Here is a 23795-nt window from a genome sequence, read left to right on the forward strand (position 1 = left end):
GTAGTCAGGCCTGCCGACGAAACCACTTCGCGAGGCCAGCGCTTGTCGTCATCTCAATAATGCCGAAGACGACCGCTGGAAGCGTTGCTGACGGCGGAAAACCAGCACCAACGGGCAAGGCGGCGGCAACGGCGAAGTCACGCATTCCGACCGACAGCGTTGCAGCGATACGTTCACCTCGAGTGAAATTTCGACTGACGAGCCAACCGCCAGTGTAACCGATACCGTTGAGGACGAATGCACCGACCATCACGAGAAGTAATACCGTGCCGCTATCGCGAACGAGCGACGCGTTGGCCGCGGTCACGATTCCGATGATGATAATCACCATCAGGCCCGCAATCGACGGGTAGATCTCGTCATACGCTCCAATGCGGTCAGGCCACTGAGAGCGAGCGGCGACGGCGAGGCTCATAGGAAACACGACGGCGAGTAACAGTTGTGTGATGATGATTGTTGGATCGACTGCAACGGACGCACCCAAGAAGAGGGTGACAACTCCAGGGACGAGCACCAACGTCCCGAAACCAACAACGATGAGGACGACCGTCGCAAGTACCGTATCACCCCCGCTTAGTTCGGTCATCGTCGGCGTGACGAGTTCGGGCGTTACCGCACCCAAAACGACGAATCCGGCCGTGAGTGCGGGCGACAATCCAAGCCCCCGAGCGATACCGAACGCAAGCAGCGGCATCCCGGTCTGAACGATAAGAATCGTGACGAGCGCTCGCCCGTCAAGGTCACGGAATCGGTCGGGTGCAAGCGCCAATGAAACTGAGCCGATCATGACTGCGAGAATCAGCGTTGGTAGAGGTGTGAGAGCAGCTATCGATGGAAGAGCTAACCCAATACCAACCGAGAGCAGCACCCACACCAACAGATAGTCATCAATGAGGGCAGCGACACGAGCCATCGCATGAGATGACATCAATGGAGTCACTTGGTTGAGGCGCGGTTTGTTCGTTGGGTTTTGTGAGAGAGGGGAGCGCTGGCCAAATCGATGTACGGGAACTGCTGTCTCTCCAGTCGGCAGTTGCGGGGAGTCGCTCTCTTTCAAGTTTCTCTCCCGAATCTTACGTGCTGGTATTTTATGCTCAGAATCCGCCCACATCGAGGAATCGCTCGTACTCCGACTTGGTCAGCCCCGCCTGTCCAAGGTTCTTGTTATGAGCGTCGCTTCCGCCGGTAATGAGGAGGTCGTGCCGTTCGACCGCTCGTACGTCGCGATCGGAGCGGTAGGCGGTATTGGAGGCCGAATACGGATAGCGATATTCCACCGCGTCGAGTCGAGTAGCCAGCTCGAGCACTGCATCGGGATCGCTGTAACGGTAAGGGTGTGCGAGGCTGACTACGCTGCATGCTTCAGAAAGGAGCGATACGCCCCTCTCGAACGAGGGAACCTCACGCGGCACGTGACAAGGGCCATTGTCGGCAATGAGTTCGTCGAACGCGTCCTGATACGAAAAGTCAGTCTCAGAGTGAGCGTCAATCGCGCGGGCGATGTGTGGACGACCGATACCCTCGTGCGCCTCCATATCGAGCGCGATATCCAGTTCACGCTCGACCAGTTCGATGATGCGTGCGCCACGGGTCTTACGGTTCGCCTGAAGGCGGTCGAGTTCGGCGCAGAGTGCGGGTGATTCCGTCACACCGTATCCGAGCAAGTCGATTTTTTCGGAAAGCGACTCCACCTCGACGCGAAGTTCAATGCCGTGGATAACGTCTATGCCCCCGATTTGCAAAAGCGGCGCGTCCAACTCGGGGTGGATCTTATCGTGGTCGGTGACGGCGACAGCGCCGACGCCTACCTCAGTCGCTGCAGCCGGAATCTCATCGAGAGCGAGTTCACCGTCCGAGTTCGTCGTGTGGACATGCAAATCCGCATGGATAGACCCTTCCATAGCTCGTCAATTTCCGCCTCCGTATTGGAATTCCACCACCATTAGCTTACGGAGTTCTTTGGCGTTTCTCGGAAGTGTCCCATCAACGGCATTGCGGACGGTAACAATGGTACGTTGACTCGACGCGCAACTGATCGCTCGTTCCCACTAGCTTTGATCTCCCCGAAGCCCACGATGGGAAGCTGCAGTCGCTGCCACGGTGATGCGGATTTCAAGCGCGTATCCCGTCTGTCGGCGGAGTCAAGCGATATCGAGCCTCGTTCCCTGCCAGAATCATTTTGGTGTGGCTCGCTGTAACTCAGACTGCTATGGAGTCGGTGAGGGTCCGTCCCTGGATAAACAGGTGATGGCGACGAACGCGGTCTGTTTGTCGCACGGCGATAACGCGGATTCCGACGGGACCTCAATGGCCGGGACACAGTGCTACGAGGGGGAAACGAAAGCCCCCCGGTGTGTCGCCGGTTCCCTCCGGGTGCGGGTTAAAACCTTGAAGGCCGGAATAGCCGAAACCCGGACACCGAATTCCACGGTCTATAGGCTGTGGGGGTCAAGGTCGACGAATAACCAAATCATGACAGATAGAACACAATCGATGAAACTGAACCGTCGGTTCCGATTACGGGTTGATTCGGTAAACACGTTAGGAGGTGATGGTGAGTGAGTCTTGAAGAACCGCCAAGCGATCTCCGAGACCAGGCCAGGCAGAACTACGAACACGTGAAAAACGAGGTTGTCACGGAGGGGAAACAATCGATTCTGACGAAGTACCAAGTTGACGACTTTGATAGCGTACTGCTTATCGTGACGGCTCCGAGAGGGGGCAGTAGTCTTCTTTTCGATATCCTTCGACACCATGAAGGAACATGTAGCCTCGATGGCGAACACGACCGATGGTACACTCTGAACGGGATCTGTTATCCGGCGTTCGAGTCCGACGTCCTTCCGGCCGACTTCGAGTCGTTCGATAGGGAAAAACTCCTGACGGATCTCCTCGCCGAAGTCGGTGCAACCGAACGATCCGGCGACCGAACGCATCGTGTGGATAACGCGCTCGTCCGGCTCCCGTTGCAGTTCCCCAATCGGGAGCTCCCATACGAGCAGATACACGAAAGGTTGCTCGCGGGAGAATCGCTCAATGAGATACTCGAGGAGTTCGGAATCCCACCGCTGCAATACGATGAATATGCGGTGAAAGACGCGAGCAGTCCGTTCGAAACTGAAACGATCGAGGACCGACCGTTCGTCTCCTCGCACAGTCACAAGCGCGGTCTCACGGCGGACGACTTCGAGCGGACGCTCGTCTTGAAAGCGAGCGGCGATGCATACCGACTCCCATGGATACGCGAGCAGCTACTTCCCGAGACTGACGTCAAAGTCGTTCACCTCACACGGAATCCAGCAGCGTCGATCAACGGTCTCTACGACGGGTGGCGGCTGAACAGGGGGTTCCAGACGTACAACGTAGGCGATCTTAATCTCGAAGGATACAACGGCTCGCTGTGGTGCTACGATCTCCCGCCGGCCTGGGTTAGCGAGGGGAAACTCATCGACGTCTGCCTACTCCAGTGGGCCCAAGCCCACCGCCATATCCTCGATGGCCGCGACGCGTTCGAGGACGTCCTTCGGGTCCGGTTCGAGGATCTTCTCACCGACACCAGCTCCACTATCAAAGAGATCGTCGAGTTCGCCGATCTCGGCGAGTCGGCGCTGCTGTCCGAGAACGTCGAGGACCCCAATAAGGTGATGACGACGAAGGAACCGAGACACGCTCGCTGGCGAGACAGGGAGGACCTCGTCAAGAGCGCACTCAATCGAGCCGACGAGACGTATACCGAGGTGGTCGAGGAACTGGAATACACGGAGGAATCGGAATGGATCTGAGCGAAGCAGCAAAGGACGACAGCAGCGGGACGACTCGCGTCGACGTCAAGACGACCGTGGAGATCGACGACAAGAACTTCGCGATCATAGCTGACGAGGTGATACTAATGCCCAAGGACACACCGAATGCGGAGTCGAAACTGGCCGAGGCGTGTGATGTCGAAATCACCACCGTCGATGAGATTTGGAAAGAAGCAGGTGGGCTCGCCTGTCTCGCAGGGGGGGCAACTTAATGCCGGGAGAAACCACATGGCTCTTCGGGTTGCCATGTTCTGGAAAGACGACGCTCGCCGAGGGATTAATCGGCCCGAGTACGGTACATTTGGACGGAGATTATCTTCGGGAGACCCTCAACTCTGATCTCGGGTTTTCGAAGGAGGATCGAACTGAGAACCTCAGACGGGCCGCTGGAGTTGCACAAGCGTTGAACGAACAGGGGTTCGATGTCGTCGCGTCGTTCATCACCCCGTATCGTTCCCAGCGAGAACTGATCGCCGAGAAGATTGAGAATGTCTCGTTCATCTATGTCAACGCACCCGTCGAAGTGTGCGAGGAACGTGATGTGAAGGGAATGTACGAGAAGGCTCGTAAGGGCGAGATCGAGGGCTTTACCGGTATTGATGCGCCGTTCGAGGAGCCAGAGGGAGATATCGAACTCGAAGTTCGAACGGCGACGCGCTCGAAGGAGAAGAGTATTGAGGAGATTAACGCAGAACTGGACCTCAAGTTCAACCCAAGCCACATCTTCATCGGTCGCTGGCAACCGCTCCACAACGGCCACCGGACGATCATCGATTCAGCCGCTGACAACGGAAAGAACGTCATTATCGCTATCCGCGACACCGAACTTAGCGAGAAGAACCCACTCACCGCACAGGAGCGCCGGAAGCTAATCGAGGACGTCTACGAGGACCATCCGAACGTCGAGACGATGATTATTCCGGATATCGATACCGTCGCTATCGGACGGGACGTCGGGTACTCGGTCGTTTCTGTTCCCCAGGAGGTCGCAGAGATCAGCGGAACCGAGACACGCGAGGAGTACGAGAAGAGCGAACTCCTCACAGGGCAACACTTAGAGGATTGAGTGATTCGTCAACCATATCTCAATCATGAATAGGGGAGGGCAACTGTTTGATCAATCCGAATTGCAAGACGCGATAGACACGGGAGAGCTGATCGCGTGGAAGAAAAAGAGATATCTCGAGTTCAGGAAAACGATGCGGGATACTCGTTATCCATGTCATTTCGCAGTGAACGCTGAACGTAACGATTCCGCTCGTTACCTCTTCGCCGGGGACGCTCGTGATCGTGATGCTCTCTTTAAAGTGAGAGAGGGATTACGACGATATCTCGAACGGTATCAGTCAATAGCCAAACGAACGACCTTAGTGATATTTTTCAAGCCTGGGGACAGGGATCAAAGCGAACAGGAATATCGTGATCAGTTCTGGGAAGTTATAGAATTCCTGAACAAACGAGATCCGGAACCGTGGCCTAGCGACATCCCTGAGGATCCAAACGATCCAGAGTGGGAATTCTGCTTCGCTGGAGAACCGATGTTCATCGTTGGCCGCGCTCCGTTTTATACGGAGCGCAAGAGTAGGTATACGCCATACGGACTAGAAATAACGATTCAGCCGCGTAGAACGCTTGATGATATCAGTGGAGATACGATGGAAGGTCGGCATGCCCGTTCGGTCATCAGAGATCGGTTGAAGGACTATGATGATATCACTCCGCATCCTGACATTGGAGATTACGGCGACCCCAACACTCGGGAATGGAAACAATATCTACTTCCAACATCGAACGAGGAGAGTTTGAACGAATTTCCCTTCGAAATAGAGACATAGTAATTGTAGGGATACTTGATTAGTTGATCAAGCTAGACGGTTTCATCGACACAGCACGTGATCTAGACGTGCGTCCCGAATCGTCCCCCTCTGATTACGGTCAATCGACGTGCCGTCGTCTGTTTGCAATAGAGCAGAACAATGGAGCTATGCTCTCTTGCTTCACTATTCCTACCAATGGCGGACTACGTCGACTTAACTCACGAGTTTCGAGACGGGATGCCGGGGTTCAGGCTCCAGAACGAAGACGGAAGCTATACTGAGTTCACCGCAGAGATCCAGCCGTTTCTCACACACGAGCAAACCCGTCCGAAGTACGATGGCCGGGCTTCATTTGAGATCACCGAGATGCGCTTTCAGACCTCGATCGGGACGTATCTCGATGCTCCCAGCCACCGTTTTCCCGAGGCACGCGACATCTCCGAACTCGATTTGACCGATCTTATCGCCGATGGTGTCGTTGTTGATGTCCGCGACCGGGACCCGTACGAACCGGTCGACGAAGCAGTGCTCCCGCGCGATGTTGACCTCTCCGGAAAGGCTGTGCTGTTCGAGTTCGGTTGGGACTCCCATTGGGGCACCGATCAGTACCGCGAGTACCCGTACATCTCGGAGTCGGTGATTGCTCGCTTGGTTGCCGAGGACGTTTCGTTAGTCGGGGTCGATACTATCAACATCGACGATGATCGGAATCCCGACCGCCCCGCACACACGACTCTCCTCAAAGAGGAGATTCCCATCGTGGAGAACCTGTGTGGATTGAAGCCTCTCCGTGATCGTCGGTTCCGGTTCTACGCGATTCCTATCAAAGCCGCCGAAACCGTCACAATGCCCGTCCGAGCATTCGCCGAGATAACGTAGCGGACAAACTCTGATCCGTGCTTCCCTAACGCTTGTTTCGCTACGCGTAGTGCATTATCAATGAAGCCGAAGAGAACGATTTCCGTTTTAGAGCTGTTCAAACAATCAGGTCATCAATGTCTCTGGGATAGTAGGTTAGGGTTTCAGTTCCGTCATCAGTTACGAGAACGGTATCCGAGTGTCGAAACCCACCGATTTCCGGGACATAAAAGCCAGGTTCGACAGTATACAGCTCACCTGACGAAATCGTCCCCTCGTACTCGCGATCTAAGAAGGGACGTTCATGCCCCTCCATTCCGATGTTATGCCCAACATGGTGCTGGGTGTACTGCCGAACGCCTTGTTCCTCGTAGTAGTTCATCACGACCTCTTCGACGGTACTGTATTCGATTCCAGGTTCGATCGTGTCAATGGCGATTTCCTGTGACTCTCGCATAATTGCAAAATAATCTCGCTGGTCATCCGACGGTTCGCCGACGATGAGAGTTCGTTCGAGTTCAGTCGTATAGCCACCCACATTTGGTTTTACGATGGTGACAATGTTATCACCCTCCTGAATCTGCGTTGTTTGATCGACGCTGTGAGGGCGTGCAGTAACAGAGCCTGTCGTGAAGTTGCATTGGAGTGGACTCGCCCAACTTGTCATCTCGTACCGCTCACCGAGCGTATCCAGCAGTACCTTGGTGCCTTCGGCTTCGACTTCAGCACTGATCGTAACAGGTCGTCTTCCTGGCTCGAGCTTCTCTTGCAACAATCGATGGCCATAGTGTGCCCACGTACTTGCTTCACGGACGAGTTCGATTTCAGTCTCGGACTTTCGCTCTCGCATTGTCGTCACATAATCTTCGACGCCAACAGAACCCGAAATGAGACTCGAGAGTGATGGTCCAGTATAGCCATTTCGACTCGGGCTTCCATCGCTATCGACAGCGATTAACGCATCTGTAAGCCCAAGATTATCACACATCTCGACGACCCGTTCCATCGGATTACCTTGTGGATAATCGAAGTAGACGTGAACATCGTCAATCAAGAAATCGTCACGCTCGGCGTGCTCTTGTTCTAAACGCGGGACGACAATCTCGATCTGGTCATCGACCACTCCGACCGCGCACGGTCGCTCGGTCGGGAGATGATACATGCCAGTCACGTACTGGATGTTTAGTGCGTTGAACAACACAACGCCATCGTAGCCATCGCCGTGCGCAGTTGTAAGCAGTGATTCTACTCGTTCTTGGTACTCGTCTTTAGAAATACGGAGTTTATCCATACGGAGAGCAAGATACGAGACACGGTAAACTTATTTTCAACCCCGCGATATGGCATGCTGTGAGCAGAAAAAACATGATCGAACAGAGATGCTACGGAAAACCCAACGAAGAAGAAATTCCAATGGAGAATTGATTTATGCCTGTTCAACCAGACAGTACACTGCTCTATCCAGTTATAGGATATTTGGTAGTTATGAGCGGAATTGGCATCTGGGCCTATGAGAAAGCAGATACAGCCGATGATTTTCTTCTTGCGGGGAGAAGTTTAGGATCCGTAATCATTGCCGGGACACTACTGGCGACGTGGATGGGTTCGGGCAGTATTACAGGTGGAGGTAATTCAATCGCATACCAATTTGGAATTTGGCCTGCGATTTTGCTTGGAACTGCTGCACTCATCGGGGTCGGGGTTCTACGCGTGTTAGCGTCACAGATTCGAGGATACGACACGTATACGATCCCAGAGATTTTAGACGATGGAATTGGAAAAGAAGCCAAGGCTATCGGCCTTGTTGTTATCGCGGTTGCGTACGTTGGTATCGTTTCATACCAGTTCATTGGCTTCGGATTTATTCTGAACGTTACCACGGGGATCTCCGTTGAGACTGGAACACTCATTGCTGCCGTCATGATTATCGGGCTCGCAATGTTAGGAGGACTGATGTCTGTTGCATACACCGATGCAATCAGTGCATTTTTGATGCTCATTGGTCTCTTCATCGGATTACCCTTTGTGCTTGGAAGTGTCGGGGGATGGGACTCCATTACGGCGCAAGTCCCCCAAACGGCAATGGACCCCTTCGGAACGTTAACTGCGTTGCAATTCTTTGGTTACTGGGCGCCAGTGCTTCTCTTAATTCTTGCAGACCAGAATATGTACCAACGGATCGTCGCTGGCCGGTCTGACGAGGGAACAAATCGAGGGATGATAGGATGGTTCGTTGGTGTTGCTGTTGGCGGCATCGTCATCCCGATAATCGCATTTGCCGCTCGCGTTCGATTTCCAAATATTGATCCAGGAATGGCGATGATTTCGATGACGACTGTGATTCCCCGTTGGGTAGGGGGAATACTTCTTGCTGCGGCGTCCGCATTCATCATTACGACTGGGAACTCCTATCTTCTCTCTGCAAGTACAAATGTCTCCCAGGATTTATATCGCGGATTCATCAACCCAGAGGCATCGGACAAGCAGGTGTTCTGGCTCACACGCATCACCGTTGTCGTACTTGGCGTCTTTGCGTTTATTCTCGGACAGTATTTTCCAACAGTGCTCTCAATTCAAATCCTCGCCTATACCGCATATGGAGCAACAATCACGCCAGCATTATTTGCGATCTTCCTCATGCGAGACCGATTAACTAAAATCGGTGGTGTCACTGGTATGTCCGTCGGGTTTATCATAACGATTTTGTGGGATACGGTTCTTGGACAACCATACGAACTGAATGCTGTGATTGCTTCCGCGCCGATAGCGGCAATTACGATCGTTGTGGTGAGCTGGATGACTAATCCGACAACAAAAACAGATCCGATGATTGAATAAGGATTTTCACGAGTCATTCGAAGAATCGCTCCTCGAATTCTAGCGTGGTACGCGGAGTCAACAGCGGAAAGTAGAAAACGATTTCAATACAATGTGAGCCATACCCGCACATATGACTTCGTATATATGTATCTCGGATATTTTTCTCGTGAATAATTCGACCGTGTAGTGCCAGAATCGAACCGCTGAAAGTGAAAACACGAGCGACAGCATCGAATGAACGATTGTGAGACCGTGTTAAATCGTTAAAATAGAGAATTAGTATCGATGAGAATGCGAGTAGGAGATATGTTGTAATCGTTCTCACGGAAATTTTGGAGAATATAGAATCACATCTATCAGGATAAAACCCTCCAGTCTACCAGTAGAAATTTAATGGATAGTAGCTTACCAGGTATGCGGTCGCACCGGGTTGCTGCTAACCACTTAGCCACCGCATTAGCACCGGGTGGGGGAACGATGAAGAAGTCTTTAGTTAATCACGTCAAACGACGGTTGGATCGAGCGGCGATACAAGACCCAGAAGACCGAGCGCGCACTTTACTCGGTATTAGATCGGATTTGGAACGCTTCCGAAAGAATCCGCACATCGATCAAGATACTCTGACACATTTTGAAGAAGACGTTGAGCAACGACTGGCGAAGATAGATGATCACGTTACAGTGATACAACGAAAGACGGAATCCCCATCCTGGATATCGAAAACCGCCCGCCTAGCGATGTCCGTCTGTCCTTGGTTGAAGGGTTCCTCTCAAACCGACGAGAAAAAGACGAGGGGCGAGTCCTCCTTTCTCAGCGACTGAACAGGCGCTATCGGCGACGGGTGAATCGTGGTCGATTGTCCAGCGAATCGCGGGAAGCCGAACGACGACGCGACGTATGCGATAGGGGACATCATCCGTAGACGTCTTTTCGCTCACCGTCCCCGTCCGCACCCTTCGGGACGAAATGGCGACCGTACTCCTCGGAACTGCGTTTCCCTCGGTACTCATTGGGCTCGTCTATGGTGTGACTTTTGCAACGTTAGGAGACGGCATATTCTGCTGTTGGGGCGGGCGTCACAGGCTCATTTGGAGTGTTATTGCTCTCCATCGGTCTCCAAATCCGCTCGCTCGCCAACCGGACGAAAGATCCGGTGTACACCCTTCTTCGCGGTCCCCACTCCATCAGGCGACTAACCGCTAGTCACTCACTACAGCGTCGCACCGTGTTAGAAGAAGCACGTTGAACGCAGGGTAAGGGACAAGTTAGACCATGATGCTAACCAACGACAGCTAGATCCTCCCCGTTACTTTTCTTTCATTTTCAGGCACCGCATAACAATGCCTGCGGCGGCCAACGGGACAAATGCGAGCGTCGCACTGAACGCGGTGCCTTACGGTGGACGCTCGAGCACAGAAAAGCACGTCTGGTCACGTCTGACGCCGTATCCATTGGTAACGTGGGATGCCCCGCTGCTGCTTCCCACGGTTCCGCTTTCCGAGGGGGACTTCCGGGGCGTGAACGGGTTGCTTGTTGGTAGAAGCACCATCGATATACGCCGGGTCTTGCACCGTCGGTGGCGGCCACTTCGTGGCCCCGGTGGTTCGATTCCACCCCCGTTCGTTGAATTGACCGTCGCGAGTGCGTGATGTCGTCCGATGGTATCGACTCGCTGACGCTCAAGTATCTTCCCCGTGAGTTCCCGACTCCACACAACGGCACCGGATCCGGTCGCAAGCGCGAACGATTGCTCAGCCTCCGACCATCCAGAACCACCTTGGTTTTCGAGTGAAACCGGCGGCTATCGCGTTATAAAACGAGCTCGTAATTATCGATTTTCAGTCTCGAGCTCAACGACACCGTCGCTCGACACCGTTACCCAGTACCCTTCATAGTGAAACGAGACTTCACCGACTGGCCGCGATGTGCCATCTACGTGAGGCGCAAAGAGTGCATCAAGTGCCTCAGGATCGATCACATCGTACAACGGTTTGAGTTCGTATATCGACTGACCATCCGTTTCCGCGATAATAGCGGTAATTTGTTCGGTGAGTAAATCCGACGTCCCTTTACTTACCGTTCTATCCTCCATCCCGGGTGAATCCATTTTCATCAGTTTCTCCTTAAGAGCAGTCACTTTGCCATAGCAAGGTCCTCTTAAGTGACCGCTCTTGCTGATTCGGCTAACTGAAGCAATTAGTAAAAAACTTATGGTACGTTATACCTTTTAATACCGAAATCGATCACCGGGGAAGGAGAATCCGTGTCTCGTCCACGCGATCACTCTCGTTCGTGTTGCTGACCGACTCGCAACAGTGATTCAAGTCGATCGTTACCGTGATAACGAATGGTCTGACTCCGCTGGTCATACTCGATAATGTTGTAATCGGCCAACTTCGGCAGGTGGCGGTGGTGTAGATTCAACCGAAGTTGCGTGCGAGTTGTAGTGATGCTTTGCAGAAGTACGTCAATGAGCGCCGAGAGCGTGATTGTTGCTCCGTTCAATTTTGAGAGATGGTAAAGGGAATGGCGACGCTGTTGGTTAGCGAGAATCTCGAAAAGTGCGTCAAACGTAGGTTCTGAGGTCCGTATAGGATCGTTTTTTCTCATGTAGTCACCGATTCGGAGAGACGACGGATAGCAGTTCCATCACGTCCAGTTCACGCCAGTCGTCGTAGTGGAGATCGGTATTCGTCACGCCTTATTTTTTCGGACGTATCGTCTAGATTTTAATCTTTTGGCTATATCGGATCTTGCATAGAAATCCGCCCGATTCGCCTGCTCCACCCCGAAGAAGGGAAGTAACTTTCCGCCTCAGGGAATAAGAGTAGCCGATGTGCCGGGTCCGACGCTATCAGCTGCACCGATCCGTGGGTTGGATAACGAAGCGAAGAGATACCAGCCTCAGAAACGATGAGTCGACGGGGTAAACCGGAAGAACGAGACGGAGAGCGGAGATCCGTTCCGATGCGGACGATCGACGACACGACGTACGGAAAACCTCCGACGAGTCAGCTTAGGCGTCTACTCACTTGAGGTCGGCGATGGTTCCAACTCGATGCGAGCATCCAAGCGTGATGCCGAGGCGATTACTGCAGTGGATTTGTTCGAGTCGATTCCGAGAGGAAGTGACGAGTGAGAAATTTTGAAAGGCTGAGCGCGGATATTTCGTAATGTCAGTAGTGGTGATTGGCGAAAACAGGCCGGTTGTAATTCCGAAGTAGTGACGGGTTCGTCAGCGGTCGCTCATCGACGGCGGCATGTCGACGCTCGTGCGCGGCTCGACACCCCAGTCCGTATTGGGGTCGCTACCCATCGTTAGTTCGAGTGTGCCGCCATCTTCGAGATCCGCGTGCGTGAACCAGCTTTCGCGATGCGGTTTCCCATCCAAGTGAGCGGTCTCAATGTAACGGTAATCGTCGTGGCTGAAATCTTGGCCGTTGGTCGTCACCGTAAACGTCCCGCCACCGTAGTGGTACTCGGGGAGGTTGATCTCTATTCTCTCGAAAAGTGGGTTCCCGATAATGTACGTTCCCTGCGCCGGTGCGACCGGGTAGAACCCCATCGCACTCAGTACGAACCAGGCCGACATTTGCCCGACATCTTCGTTGCCAGGGATGCCGCCCGGACCGGTCGTGTACAGTTGGTTCGTGATATCCTGTACCACTTCCTGTGTCTTCCAAGGCTGCCCAACGTAGTTATAGAGGTAGGGGTAGTGGTGATCTGGTTCGTTCCCCTGCCAGTAATGGGAGAACGATTCGCCCCATCCCGGATAGACGAACTCCGAGAAATAGTGGTCGAGACGCTCAATGAACGTCTCCTCGCCCATCAAGTCGATGAGACCGCCGATGTCCTGAAGAACGTGCCACGTATACGACCACGAATTCCCCTCGGTGAATCCGTCCCAGTCCGCCGGATCGAATGGCGTCTTCCATGACCCGTCGGAGAGTCGCGGACGCATGAACTTCGTCGCTGGGTCGAAGACGTTCTTGTAGTAGCCGGCCCGCTCGATGAACCGCTCGTAGTCGCCGGTCTTGTCCATCTCCTTTGCGACTTGGGCGATGGCGTAATCACAGTAGGTGTCCTCGAGCGTCGTTGAGACCGACCCCCACGCACCACCGGTATCGTCGTGTGGGATATAGCCGTGTTCCCCGTACTGTTGTAGGCCCTGCCGACCGACGAAGTAGGTGTCGTCGCCGGGAATCTTCGTGGAGTTCTTGTACATCGCTTCATAGGCTTTTTCAACGTCGTAGTCCCGCAACCCCTTCGTGTAGGATTCGGCGATGATAGAGGTCGCGTGGTCGGCAATCATCACGTTCGTGTACCGGTTCACGAACTGCCACTTCGGCAGCCACCCGCCGTGATCGTACATATCCAACAAGGAGCGGATGGCGTCGGTCTGAACCTCCGGTTCGATGATGTTTAGAAGCGGATGCTCAGCACGGAAAGTATCCCACAACGAAAACATCTGATAGTGGTGGTAACGCTCACCCTCCCGCTCGGCGACGTACACCGCATCGTCCATTCCCACGTACTCACCGTTAGCGTCCTCGAAAATCGTGGGGCCGAGCATGGTGTGATATAAAGATGTGTAGAATTTCACCTTATTTTCGGCGTCCCCCTCGACTTGGATCCGCGAGAGGCGCTCGTTCCACGTTTTACTGGCATCCGTGCGCACACCCTCGAAATCCCACTTCGGCACCTCGGCGTCGATGTTCGCAAGGGCGTTCTCAACGCTGACGTACGAGATGCCGACCTTCACGATGAGTTCGTCACCCGCCGTGGTCGCGTATCTCGCGTACGCACCGACGTCCTGGCCAGCGGCACTGGTCGACCCGTTGTCAACGCTCGATCCACTCCACGTCCCCGCTTCGTCGAAGGGTCGTGAGAACGCGGCCGCGAAGTGTATCGTGAAGCTCTCAGCACCACTACAGAACGGATCGGGGACGGTCTGCGTTCCGACGATAGTCCGGTCATCACGAATTTCGACGCTCGCATCGTCGATCCCCGAATCACCCAAATTATACGATGCATCGAGCGCCACGGTCGCCGTATCGGTCCTTGGGAACGTGTACCGGTGGACGCCGACTCGGTCGGTGGCGGTGAGTTCGACGTCGATATCGTAGTCCTCGAGCGTGACCGCGTAATATCCCGGCGAAGCTGACTCACTCTCGTGGGAGAACGCTGAACTCACACTCGGGAGTTCGACTCCGACGGCGTCGCCATCACCGTCAAAGGCGAGTGACTTTCCGCTCGCGCCGCTCTCCCACGTGGGATTACCGTGGACGATGCCGGGATGATCGTGACCGGCGAGATCAGAAATTCGTTCGACGCCAGACTCCTCGAAGGAGAACTGGAAGATGGCACTCTCGCTGGCAGCGGCTGTCCCATTGGCGAGCATTTGCACTTGGTCGGCCGTGAGGGCAGCGTCGAACAACGTGATCTCGTCCAAATTCCCTTGGAAGTACTCTCCGCCTCTGTCAACAGCGGCTCCGATTGACCACGGGAGGCTACTCGGCGTCAACGACCCGACGCTGTCGGCGGTTGCGGCGACCTCATCACCGTCGACGTAGATAACGGCTCGACTGCCGGCTTCATAGGTTATTGCGTAGTGGTGCCACTGATTATCAGCGTACGTCCCAAAGTCGAACGAGAGCGTCTGAAAGCCGTCGGCATCCTCGCTGAAATAAACGAGGGTACCCGTTTCGCCCCCGTCCCAGAGCTGGAGTGGCGTGATATGCCGATCATGGCGAAAGACTGACGTAATCCCTCCGGGCATATCGCCGTTCGTTTTGAACCAGAACGACGCCGACACCGTCTCCGTCGGATTCAACGCCGTACTCTTAAACCGCTCCAGCGGGGCAGTCATCGGCGTCGCTAGGAAGTTCCCAAGGCCGAAACAGCCCGTTCCGGAGACGTGTGTGTGGCTGAAGCCGAGAATCTCGTCATCCTCGTAGTGATATCCGGCGATGTTCCCCCTTCCTGTGTCGGGACTGAGCTGAACCATCCCGTGCGGCCGCGTCGAACCTGGGAACATGTTAGGATACGGCATGGCTCCGCCACCGGATCCTGCGGCTTCTGCTCTCGCAGTACCGATGAAAGGGTCGACGTAATCAACGGGCTTCTCCGCCGATACCGGATCGACCCCAACTGGCCCAGCTCCTTGGTCGGCCGCTGCGGCTCCGAACGACGTACCAAGGCTGGCGGCGGCTATCCCTTGTAGTACCGAGCGTCGCGATAGTGTATCGTGCAGGCGATTCGTGTCGTCTCTTCCGTGAATATCCTCTGAACTCATAGGTCGTCCGTTTCGGGTTGTTGATCGTTCGACGGGTTCCGGATTCGTGAGTACGAACTTCGGCCATAATATCCGTACTATAATATTAGTAATATTACTCCAACCACGTAAATTTTTCCTACAGCATACATCTATCATAATGGTACGACAAATCAGTGAGACGGGAAGAAACAAAGATACTACGATCGAGTTATAAATCGGCACCCAGAATTAACTCCTCCGTTCCCGTAGCTCGAGATACAGCCGTGACCACTCCCCAATTCGACAATTTCGAACACGAGTCGCATATGCGCGAGGCCTTCGAACTCGCGCGTGAGGCTGCTGCCCGCGGCGATGAACCGTTCGGGTCCGTACTCGTCCACGACGATACGGTCGTGATGACCGATTCGAACCGAGAAATAACGGAATCAGATATTCGACGACATCCCGAACTCCACCTCGCGTACCGTGCATGCCGAGAGTACGACCCCGATGAGCGCGCTGAGATGGTGATGTACACGAGCACCGAACCCTGCCCGATGTGTGCTGGCGGGATGGCGACTGCGGGTTTCGGGCGCGTCGTCTACAGTGTCGGAAGTGATGAAATTGCGACCTTCACCAGAAGCGAACCCTCAGTCCGCTCCGCAGAAATCTTAGATGGCGTCAGCGAGGTAGTTGGGCCCGTTTTGAACGACGAGGGCCGCGAGATCCACCAAGACTACGGCTGATGACTTCGCCAAATCCCACTCGGGTGAGCCGCCGTTAGTGATCCCCAGAAACGAGGTGGAGGCCGACGATTACGACGACAATCACGGAGACGAAGAGGAGGCGAGTACTCGTCTCCGGCTCGTCGAATAGGTCGATACCTCGGTCACGTCATCGATGGAGACTGTATACCGGTGCTCAGCGGGATTCTCGTGGCTCTCGTTGGTGACTTGGATGAGTCCGGGTCCCTTCGACGTCGAAGGTGGATCGTTCGGCCTGTGCGCGTTTCTGTGCCGTCTCGGCAGCCGTAAGGGCTTCAAATTATTTAACAGAGGAAAGGTACGGAGACTCGCTTAGCGGTTCACGAGTTCGTAGGGGTCAGCTCCTTCGGGAAGCGGGCTCTCGTATTCATGGCTGGCCGAGCGCTCTCCGAACTCCGCGCGGGCCTGTCGGCGGAGTTCGGAGTCTTCGAGCAGATCTGCGAGTGTCGCCGCAATCGTCTTTGCGGCGAACTCCATCCCCACGGTTCCCAAATCCCTCCCAGCCGCCACGGCTTGCCAGGAGTGGGCGGGTGTCCCGACAGGCCATGTCGCAGCCCTGAACCGGCCGAGCGGGACATTCCACGAGACGTCGCCTGAGTCCGTCGAATAGGAGCCAGTCTGTCCCTCGTCAGGCGCATTGATGGGTCGGGAGAACATCGCCTCCTTGCGAGCGGCCTCGCGCTCGGACTCGGGGATGTACTGGAGGGAATCTTCGATATCGCCGAGGGTTTCGCGGAGCTCCGCGGCGAATGTCGCCTGCTCGTCGTCGAGCGGAAAATCGGCATACTCCATGTTCTTACGGATTGCGTCGGCGAGGGTGTGGTTCGGCAGGACGCCATACATTCCGGAGGTTTTCGTCGCGGTAAGGTCAGTTCGACTCATCTGGGCAGCTGCCGCAGCGATGTCGCAGACCCATTCGGAGATGTGCTCGACCTCCACGCGCTCGGGAGCGCGCACGAGGTACTCTACACTTGCCTCGCCCGGGACGACGTTGGCTGCGGAGCCGCCGTTTTGGATGACGTAGTGGATGCGCGCGGCATCGGGTATGTGCTCGCGCATGAACTCTACGCCCGTGTTCAGAAGCTGTACCGCATCAAGCGCCGACCGTCCGGATTCAGGGGAGGCCGCGGCGTGAGAGGTCTCCCCCTGGAAAGTAAAGTCGAAAGCGTCGACAGCGAGACAAGACCCCTTTCCGGGCGCGTTGTACCAGCCGGGATGCCACGAGATGACCGCGTCCACATCGTCGAAGGCACCCTCGCGAACCATATACACCTTCCCGCCACCGGCCTCCTCCGCTGGCGTGCCGAAGAAGACAACCGACCCGGACAGGTCATTGCGACTTATCGAACGTTTGATGGCGATAGCTGCGGCGAGGCTGCCGACGCCGAAGAGGTTATGCCCACATCCGTGGCCAGGCGCACCAACCTCGACCGGTTCGCGTTCGGCTTTCGCTTGCTGGCTCATCCCCGGCAGAGCGTCGAATTCGCCCATAGTGCCGACGACGGGGTTTTCCTCTCCGTATCGGGCAACGAAGGCGGTCTCGATGCCGCCAACACCAGTCGTTACTTCGAATCCTTCTTCGCGGAGAGCAGATTGGAGCCGTTCGCTTGATTCGGACTCTTGTAGCGCCACCTCGGGATTCTCCCAGATATCTCGTGCGATCGTCTTCAGTCGACCGCGTTCGGCTTCGATGGTGTCGAACAGCGTCTGCTTCAGGGACTCGGACTCTTGTTCCGACATGTGTTACCATTCATAGAGGACACCAAAAGAGTTCGCTCACCGGCAGTCGGAGACATCGAGCGAGAACGGGGTTTCAGCTACGATTCTTCTAACTGCGGTATCGGCAGAGGGCGGCACACAGGCGGGCGGAACCAACAGCCGAAAAACGAGCTGTCCGCTGGGAAAGTGATATGTTACTCAATTCGGTGTTGTCCCAACGATCAGAGATAATAACGAATACGTCGTGGACTACTTTGCCTTCAATTCTTCAAGTCGAGCGAGGAGTTCTTCGAGTGAGTCGTCGCCGGTGTATTCGATACGACCTTCGAAGGTCGTCCGTCGATCGTCCGAATCAGCGTCGACGGAGCTGATCTTCTTCTCGCGACGTTCGTACTCCTCCGCATCAAATGTACCCATTGACATAGAATTACCTCCGTGATTGATATTGGTCTTCCATGAATAAATGGCTATCGCACGAAAATAGGCGGATAACCCGTTCAATACCACAGAATTGTAGGAGTTCAATGAGTACATGTCATCGTCTTCGTGTCTGATTACGCTCACTCCTCACAAAGTGAGGGTCGCTGGATCGGCCTCACGGAATCGCCAATCGACCGCTCACAAGCCAGTGCACAACGTCACAAACGGACGATCTCCGCGAACAGATCGAGCACCTCGAATCGCTCACGGACGACGGCACTGAAGTTGGTACGTGGTAGGTCCCGCACAGACATTCGGACGACGGTCTAATGGGATTGAGAGAGTTGAGGGGCATCCACCAACCTATCTCAATTGGTAAGTCTGTGCCTCGCTAAGGAGGGCCATGGAAGAAGATCTTCACGAATACCACGGGAAGAACATCGAAGTTAGCTACGACCACAACCGATGCATTCACGTCCGGGAGTGTGTCGAGGGGCTTCCCGGAGTTTTTGATCCGAATAAGCGACCGTGGATCGACGCCGACAATGCTGACGCTGACGAGGTGGCGAGGGTGATCGAACGGTGCCCAACAGGGGCTCTGCATTACGAGCGAACAGACGCTGGCGCTCCTGAACGCATTCCTTCTAGCAATACAGTCACTGCCACCGCTAATGGACCGCTGTATCTCCACGGTGACATCGTGATTCGATCACACGATGAAGTCGTCCTCGAGGATACTCGAGTCGCTCTCTGTCGCTGTGGGCATACGAGGAACGAGCCACTCTGCGATAACAACCATGCGCGGGTCTTCGAGGCAGATGGGGCCGAGTCGGCAGATACAACCGTTGCTGAAGATATTGAGGGCAGGGACGTTGAGGAAGGCGACACCGCGAACGTGAACAATGAGGAAGGCGGTGACGACCGACCCGACGGGCGGTTAATCGTGACGCCGACGCCGAACGGGCCTATTATTCTCGAGGGTGCTTTCGAACTCCAACACGGTGGAGAACTTACTCGACTTGAAGAAGCGACACTCTGTCGGTGTGGTGGGTCGGGGACCAAACCATTCTGTGACGGGACGCACGCCAAGATCGGTTTCACAACGGACGCTGAGGGGCGAAACGAGAAATAACAAAGAGATGGACAGGCAGTAATCTACGGTCGAACCGTCGATGCGTTCGAAATCGATGGAGGCCGTCGTCAGGAGAGGTGAACGTCATATCTTCCGAGTCCACCACTTCGACCACCGACCGGTCGTTTTCTCCCATCGCTGATGCATCTTCGGATCGCCCTTCGTAGCGTCTTCGATTCCGAACACGACGAGTCGGCCGTCCGTAGTCCGCGCGACATCGAGACTGAAACAACGCACGTTCCCGAACTTTTCCCATAGCGGCCAGTCTCCGTTCGGCGATGTCTGCGTAAGGCGGTGTAACCGACGACCGGTGATAAAGACCGATAATCGACCGGTCGCGTCCCGGCCGACCGCCATGGACTTCGCCTTCGGGCGGTGGAACACCTCGAAATCCTCCTTATGGCTCAGTTCGTCCCACGTTTCGTCCCAATCGGCGTCCTCGTACCCAGTCTGTCGGAGGTGAACAGGCATGTCGTCCTCCCGGACGAGGAACGCTTCGAATCGGCCGTCTTCGTTGTTCCCCACGGCGAGCGAGTGGCCGGCTACTCTGCCCCGGCGATGCCAGTCGCCCCACGCCTCACCATCGCGGTCGAGTTGCCAGAAGTGGTGAACCCTCGCAGTGAGTTCTCGTTCTGCCTTGGTCGACCCGGTTTGATCGGCGTATCTGAGGAAAAAGACGTGGAGGCGTTCGTCGCGCCGTCGTTTAACGAGAATCTCGTCGCCCATCTGGTCTCCCCGCCGGTTCCAGTCTGACCACGCCGCACTGTTCCGCGACGTCTGTCTCGCGTGGAACGTACCTGCTTCCGGATCGGTGACGAAGACTTCGAGGCGGCCGTCGCCGTTGGACGCGACCGCGACGGATTCGGCCGGCCGGGGAGCCTCCGCGAGCGGTCGCCAGCCTTCCCAATCGCTCACGTCGTCGTCGGATGCCAGCGGGGTTTCGCGGCGGTTACAGTACGTGTCCATCGCCGGGTCGGTGACGACGATTCGTCGGTCGGCCGTCCCCGTTACGACCGGCAGCGATGGATTCACCGTCGACGCCCGCCAGTCGGTCCCACTCGGTCCACTCCGTTTCGGTCCCGTTCTGTCTGCTGGTGTAGACCTCGCCGTCGACGAGGACGAACAGTTCCAACTGGTCGCGTTCGTTCAGCGTGGAGGCGATTTTCATGCTAAATACCCCCTCATTCGGTCGTCTCCGGTAGCCGAACGATATCCTCTGGATTCTGATAAGCGTAGATCACGACAGCACCGTCCCGGCGCTGTTGCTCGACGAGTTTCTCGGCCATCGCGCGATCGAGGTCGGCAAAGATCTCGATCGCCGTAAAGAGGTCTCGCTGCGGGATTCCCTGCTGTGCGCGCGGCGACTGGCCGCCCGCCGTTTTCTCCTCCAGCATGACGCGTACGTACTCTGCGACGTCGATCGAATCGAGTACATCCGTGCACGACGAAACTCTGCTCAGAGTCGTATTCGAACGATGCTCAAACGAGTGTTTATTATTTTGGAGAAAAATCACCACATATGTCCCGGCAGGAAGCTGGAAACGGAAAAACGATCTCGATTCACCATTGGTACGATCCTGACGCTGAGCCGATTAGCATCGCAAAAGGCGACGGCATCACCGTTTGGGACGAAGACGGAAACGAATACCTCGACTTCTGTTCGCAGTTGTACTGTACGAACCTCGGTCACAGTAACGACGCGGTGATTACGGCGATGGAAGAACAGGCGCGAACCATACCGTACGTCTCGTCTGCAAAACGATCGCCCGCTCGCGACCGACTCGCCGAGAAGCTCGCACGTATCGCACCCGAGCCGCTTACTCATACGTTCTTTTCAGTTTCCGGAAGTGAGGCCAACGAGATCGCCGTTCAACTCGCCCGCGAACGCCAAGATGCACCAACGGTGCTCACTCGATGGCGGTCCTATCACGGAGGGACGTACGGAGCCGGTGCCCTGACAGGAGACCCCGAGACGCGGGCGACGATCGAGCGTCACGCAGCGACGTCCGGTGCCGCGAAATTCCTTCCGCCGATTCCGAAGGCGTTCGATACCGACGACCCCGAGGAACTGGCGCGACGAGCAGGTGACCACCTCGAATTTGTGATTCGAAACGAAGGACCGGATTCGATCGCGGCGATACTGATGGAACCGATCGCCGGAACGAGTGGGGCGTTCCCCGCCCCGCCGGGATACTTCGACCGCGTCAGGGAACTCTGCAATGAATACGATATACTGCTCATCGCCGACGAAGTCATCACCGGGTTCGGTCGGTGTGGGGAGTGGTTTGGAGTGCAAACTGAGAACGTTGACCCCGATATGATCACGTTCGCAAAGGGGGTTACGAGCGCGTACGCTCCACTGGCCGGGGTCATTGTAACCCCCGACGTAGCCTCGTTCGTTCGGACAAACGGCTTCGACATCGGCCAAACCTTCGGCGGGCACCCAGTGAGTTGCGCCGCGGGCTCCGCCGCCCTCGACGCGTACTCGGACGGCGTGATTGAAAACGTCGCCGAGCGGGAAGGGACCCTTCGATCAGCATTAGAGGAGGTGGACGCGAACCACGATTGCGTGAGCGATGTTCGCGGCCGTGGATTCCTGTGGGGAGTCGAATTTGCGGATCCGGCGACGGGTGATGCGTTTCACGATCCGCGCGTGGACGATGACGAAAACCCGGTCGCGAACGTAATCGCTGAAGCTCGTGATCGAGGCGTATTGTTCGGCGGTGGCCGTCCGGGATTCCAGATTATAGTCTCACCGCCTCTCATCGCGAACCAGGACGAACTCGAACGGGCGATAACCACCCTCGACGAATCGATAGCGGCAGTGTTCGAGGGCGAATAGCGGTACGATACGAGTAATCGGTCACTCCGTAGATCGCCGTTCAAATTCGATTTGTCCCCTTCCACGAAGGGGATGAGTGCTCTCGGACCGATTTAGGCATTCGGCCACCACTCGACAAGCTGACGACGTTGCCGGATCGACTTCGATCGGCGATGTTGAGCGCGTTCTCGCGATCTTCGGCACAAACCAGCCCGCCGCGTACTGAATGTCGAAGACGAGAGCGGGAGCGTCGATCCTGATTGTGAGGCTGACCGAAATTAGTATAATATCTGGGTGGCAATACATTGCCACACATGCGTTCGAATGCATTCCGTACGAACAGAATAGCGACGCACCCAGCGGGTAGCCGTCGATGAGCGAATCCGATCCGACTCCTGCTTCGGAGTTCCGCGCGATGCACGCGGGTACAGACGTGGAAATGGCGTACGCAGGCAGAAACACGTTTCTGAAGGGAGAATCTCGCGATGTCGACGATCTCGATGACATCGACGTCGGAGTACTCGGTGTACCGTACGACGGTGCGCTCACGAATCGACCAGGTGCTCGGTACGGTCCCGAGGCGATACGTCGCGCAAGCGCATGGTGGGCCTACCTGTCGAACTATAAGGGAGGGCTTACGAACATGAACACTGGCGCGCAAGTTGATTTCTCCGACGTCCGCGTCGCTGACTGCGGTGATGTCCCGGTATTCCCGATGGACTACGAACAGACCGCAGAGAGCATCCGCGCGCACGTTGCAACGATCGCCGACCGAGCGTTCCCGCTACTGTTTGGGGGCGATCACTACTGCACGTACCCGGCGTTTTGCGGGTTCGCTGAAGGAGCGGACGTCGACTCTGTCGGACTAGTTCAGATCGATGCCCACACCGACACTGCCGCCGAGAGCACCACGTTCGGTAATCACTATCACGGCTCGAGCACGCGACTCATCGCCGAGTCGCAGTATAGCGATTTCGAGCACGTTAGCCAGGTAGGCATCCGCGGCTACGAGAGTCCAAACTTTTTCGAGTTCGTCGAGGAGTCCGGTCTCAATCTCTACACGATGCGCGACGTTCACGACCGAGGCATCGCTGATGTGGTCGTAGACGCCGTCGAAGCCGCAGCAGCGGACACAGACGCGGTCTACGTGACCTTCGATATCGACGGTGTGGATCCGAGTATTGCGCCCGGAACCGGAACGCCGGAACCGGACGGGTTGACCGCGCACCAGGCGTTGCGGGTGATGGAGATTTTAGGAACGCACGACGACGTCGGTGCCGCCGATCTGATGGAAGTCTCACCGAAGTACGATCCAACGGAATCGACCCAGACGCTCGGAGCGTACCTCGCCGTCACGCTCATCGAACGACGGTTCGCCGAATAG

General features: G+C 55.7%; 21 protein-coding genes and 1 pseudogene. 10 read left to right on the forward strand and 12 right to left on the reverse strand.

Annotated elements, in window-relative coordinates; all coding sequences use genetic code 11:
• Nucleotides 1–4: 4 nt before the first annotated feature.
• Both LIX00_RS19290 and LIX00_RS19295 read right to left on the reverse strand, forming a co-directional pair.
• Nucleotides 5–928, reverse strand: a complete 924-nt coding sequence (locus tag LIX00_RS19290; RefSeq protein ID WP_227356183.1) for a bile acid:sodium symporter family protein — start codon at nucleotides 926–928, stop codon at nucleotides 5–7.
• Nucleotides 929–1094: 166 nt separating this feature from the next.
• On the reverse strand, nucleotides 1095–1901 hold the full coding sequence (locus tag LIX00_RS19295; protein WP_227356184.1) for a PHP domain-containing protein: 807 nt from the start codon (nucleotides 1899–1901) through the stop codon (nucleotides 1095–1097).
• 657 nt (nucleotides 1902–2558) lie between these two features.
• Between LIX00_RS19295 and LIX00_RS19300 the strand changes: the two genes are divergently transcribed.
• The 5 genes from LIX00_RS19300 to LIX00_RS19320 all read left to right on the forward strand — a co-directional run bounded on the left by LIX00_RS19300 (nucleotide 2559) and on the right by LIX00_RS19320 (nucleotide 6499).
• Nucleotides 2559–3782: a sulfotransferase family protein gene (locus LIX00_RS19300; protein WP_227356185.1), complete on the forward strand. Its 1224-nt coding sequence runs from the start codon at nucleotides 2559–2561 to the stop codon at nucleotides 3780–3782.
• The gene (locus LIX00_RS19305) at nucleotides 3773–4015 is read left to right on the forward strand and encodes a hypothetical protein (RefSeq protein ID WP_227356186.1); all 243 of its coding nucleotides are present in this window, start codon (nucleotides 3773–3775) and stop codon (nucleotides 4013–4015) included. The genes LIX00_RS19300 and LIX00_RS19305 overlap by 10 nt, the downstream gene beginning before the upstream one ends.
• Nucleotides 4015–4869, forward strand: a complete 855-nt coding sequence (gene cysC / locus LIX00_RS19310; protein ID WP_227356187.1) for an adenylyl-sulfate kinase — start codon at nucleotides 4015–4017, stop codon at nucleotides 4867–4869. The genes LIX00_RS19305 and cysC overlap by 1 nt, the downstream gene beginning before the upstream one ends.
• A 25-nt stretch (nucleotides 4870–4894) precedes the next feature.
• Nucleotides 4895–5638 carry a YqcI/YcgG family protein gene (locus tag LIX00_RS19315; RefSeq protein WP_227356188.1) on the forward strand — a complete coding sequence of 248 codons (744 nt, stop codon included), beginning with the start codon at nucleotides 4895–4897 and terminating at the stop codon, nucleotides 5636–5638.
• Between the two features lie 177 nt (nucleotides 5639–5815).
• On the forward strand, nucleotides 5816–6499 hold the full coding sequence (locus LIX00_RS19320) for a cyclase family protein (RefSeq protein WP_227356189.1): 684 nt from the start codon (nucleotides 5816–5818) through the stop codon (nucleotides 6497–6499).
• A gap of 97 nt (nucleotides 6500–6596) precedes the next feature.
• Here the strand turns inward: LIX00_RS19320 and LIX00_RS19325 are convergent, their stop codons facing one another.
• Entirely contained in the window at nucleotides 6597–7769 is a 1173-nt protein-coding gene (locus LIX00_RS19325; protein WP_227356190.1) for a M24 family metallopeptidase, read from the reverse strand.
• A gap of 137 nt (nucleotides 7770–7906) precedes the next feature.
• On the opposite strand from LIX00_RS19325, the gene LIX00_RS19330 reads away from it, so the two are divergent.
• Nucleotides 7907–9316, forward strand: coding sequence for a sodium:solute symporter family protein (locus tag LIX00_RS19330; protein WP_227356191.1), 1410 nt, complete (start codon nucleotides 7907–7909; stop codon nucleotides 9314–9316).
• 1811 nt (nucleotides 9317–11127) lie between these two features.
• On the opposite strand, the gene ddfA is transcribed toward LIX00_RS19330, so the two are convergent.
• From ddfA to LIX00_RS19340, 3 genes are all read right to left on the reverse strand, one after another.
• Nucleotides 11128–11412: a DdfA family disk-determining factor gene (gene ddfA, locus LIX00_RS19335; RefSeq protein WP_368410771.1), complete on the reverse strand. Its 285-nt coding sequence runs from the start codon at nucleotides 11410–11412 to the stop codon at nucleotides 11128–11130.
• 167 nt (nucleotides 11413–11579) lie between these two features.
• Nucleotides 11580–11909, reverse strand: a complete 330-nt coding sequence (locus tag LIX00_RS26370) for a DUF7344 domain-containing protein (RefSeq protein ID WP_438267096.1) — start codon at nucleotides 11907–11909, stop codon at nucleotides 11580–11582.
• A gap of 625 nt (nucleotides 11910–12534) precedes the next feature.
• Nucleotides 12535–15594, reverse strand: a complete 3060-nt coding sequence (locus LIX00_RS19340) for a GH92 family glycosyl hydrolase (protein ID WP_227356192.1) — start codon at nucleotides 15592–15594, stop codon at nucleotides 12535–12537.
• A 245-nt stretch (nucleotides 15595–15839) separates the two neighbouring features.
• Here LIX00_RS19340 and LIX00_RS19345 point away from each other — a divergent pair, with 245 nt between their 5' ends.
• Complete coding sequence (locus tag LIX00_RS19345; RefSeq protein WP_227356193.1) at nucleotides 15840–16301, forward strand: nucleoside deaminase; 462 nt, start codon at nucleotides 15840–15842, stop codon at nucleotides 16299–16301.
• Nucleotides 16302–16335: 34 nt separating this feature from the next.
• On the opposite strand, the pseudogene LIX00_RS19350 reads toward LIX00_RS19345, so the two are convergent.
• From LIX00_RS19350 to LIX00_RS19360, 3 genes and pseudogenes are all read right to left on the reverse strand, one after another.
• A pseudogene (locus LIX00_RS19350) lies at nucleotides 16336–16440 on the reverse strand (ligand-binding protein SH3); the annotation flags it as partial.
• A 191-nt stretch (nucleotides 16441–16631) separates the two neighbouring features.
• The gene (locus tag LIX00_RS19355; protein WP_227356194.1) at nucleotides 16632–18059 is read right to left on the reverse strand and encodes an amidohydrolase; all 1428 of its coding nucleotides are present in this window, start codon (nucleotides 18057–18059) and stop codon (nucleotides 16632–16634) included.
• 228 nt (nucleotides 18060–18287) lie between these two features.
• Nucleotides 18288–18461, reverse strand: coding sequence for a DUF5786 family protein (locus LIX00_RS19360; RefSeq protein ID WP_227356195.1), 174 nt, complete (start codon nucleotides 18459–18461; stop codon nucleotides 18288–18290).
• Between the two features lie 400 nt (nucleotides 18462–18861).
• Between LIX00_RS19360 and LIX00_RS19365 the strand changes: the two genes are divergently transcribed.
• A complete protein-coding gene (locus LIX00_RS19365) occupies nucleotides 18862–19590 on the forward strand; it encodes a CDGSH iron-sulfur domain-containing protein (protein WP_227356196.1) in 729 nt (242 codons plus the stop codon).
• 84 nt (nucleotides 19591–19674) lie between these two features.
• Here the strand turns inward: LIX00_RS19365 and LIX00_RS19370 are convergent, their stop codons facing one another.
• From LIX00_RS19370 to LIX00_RS19380, 3 genes are read right to left on the reverse strand one after another with little or no spacing between them, the layout of a single operon-like run.
• Nucleotides 19675–20622 carry a DUF8189 domain-containing protein gene (locus LIX00_RS19370; RefSeq protein WP_227356197.1) on the reverse strand — a complete coding sequence of 316 codons (948 nt, stop codon included), beginning with the start codon at nucleotides 20620–20622 and terminating at the stop codon, nucleotides 19675–19677.
• Complete coding sequence (locus tag LIX00_RS19375; RefSeq protein ID WP_227356198.1) at nucleotides 20540–20758, reverse strand: hypothetical protein; 219 nt, start codon at nucleotides 20756–20758, stop codon at nucleotides 20540–20542. Before LIX00_RS19375 ends, LIX00_RS19370 begins: the two co-directional genes overlap by 83 nt.
• 13 nt (nucleotides 20759–20771) lie before the next feature.
• Nucleotides 20772–20984 (reverse strand): hypothetical protein, encoded by a 213-nt coding sequence (locus tag LIX00_RS19380; RefSeq protein ID WP_227356199.1) that lies wholly within the window; start codon nucleotides 20982–20984, stop codon nucleotides 20772–20774.
• Between the two features lie 125 nt (nucleotides 20985–21109).
• On the opposite strand from LIX00_RS19380, the gene LIX00_RS19385 reads away from it, so the two are divergent.
• Complete coding sequence (locus tag LIX00_RS19385; RefSeq protein ID WP_227356200.1) at nucleotides 21110–22432, forward strand: aminotransferase family protein; 1323 nt, start codon at nucleotides 21110–21112, stop codon at nucleotides 22430–22432.
• A 352-nt stretch (nucleotides 22433–22784) separates the two neighbouring features.
• Nucleotides 22785–23795 (forward strand): agmatinase family protein, encoded by a 1011-nt coding sequence (locus tag LIX00_RS19390; RefSeq protein WP_227356201.1) that lies wholly within the window; start codon nucleotides 22785–22787, stop codon nucleotides 23793–23795.

Origin of the sequence: Haladaptatus salinisoli (assembly GCF_020614375.1) — an archaeon.
Classification (GTDB): domain Archaea; phylum Halobacteriota; class Halobacteria; order Halobacteriales; family Haladaptataceae; genus Haladaptatus; species Haladaptatus salinisoli.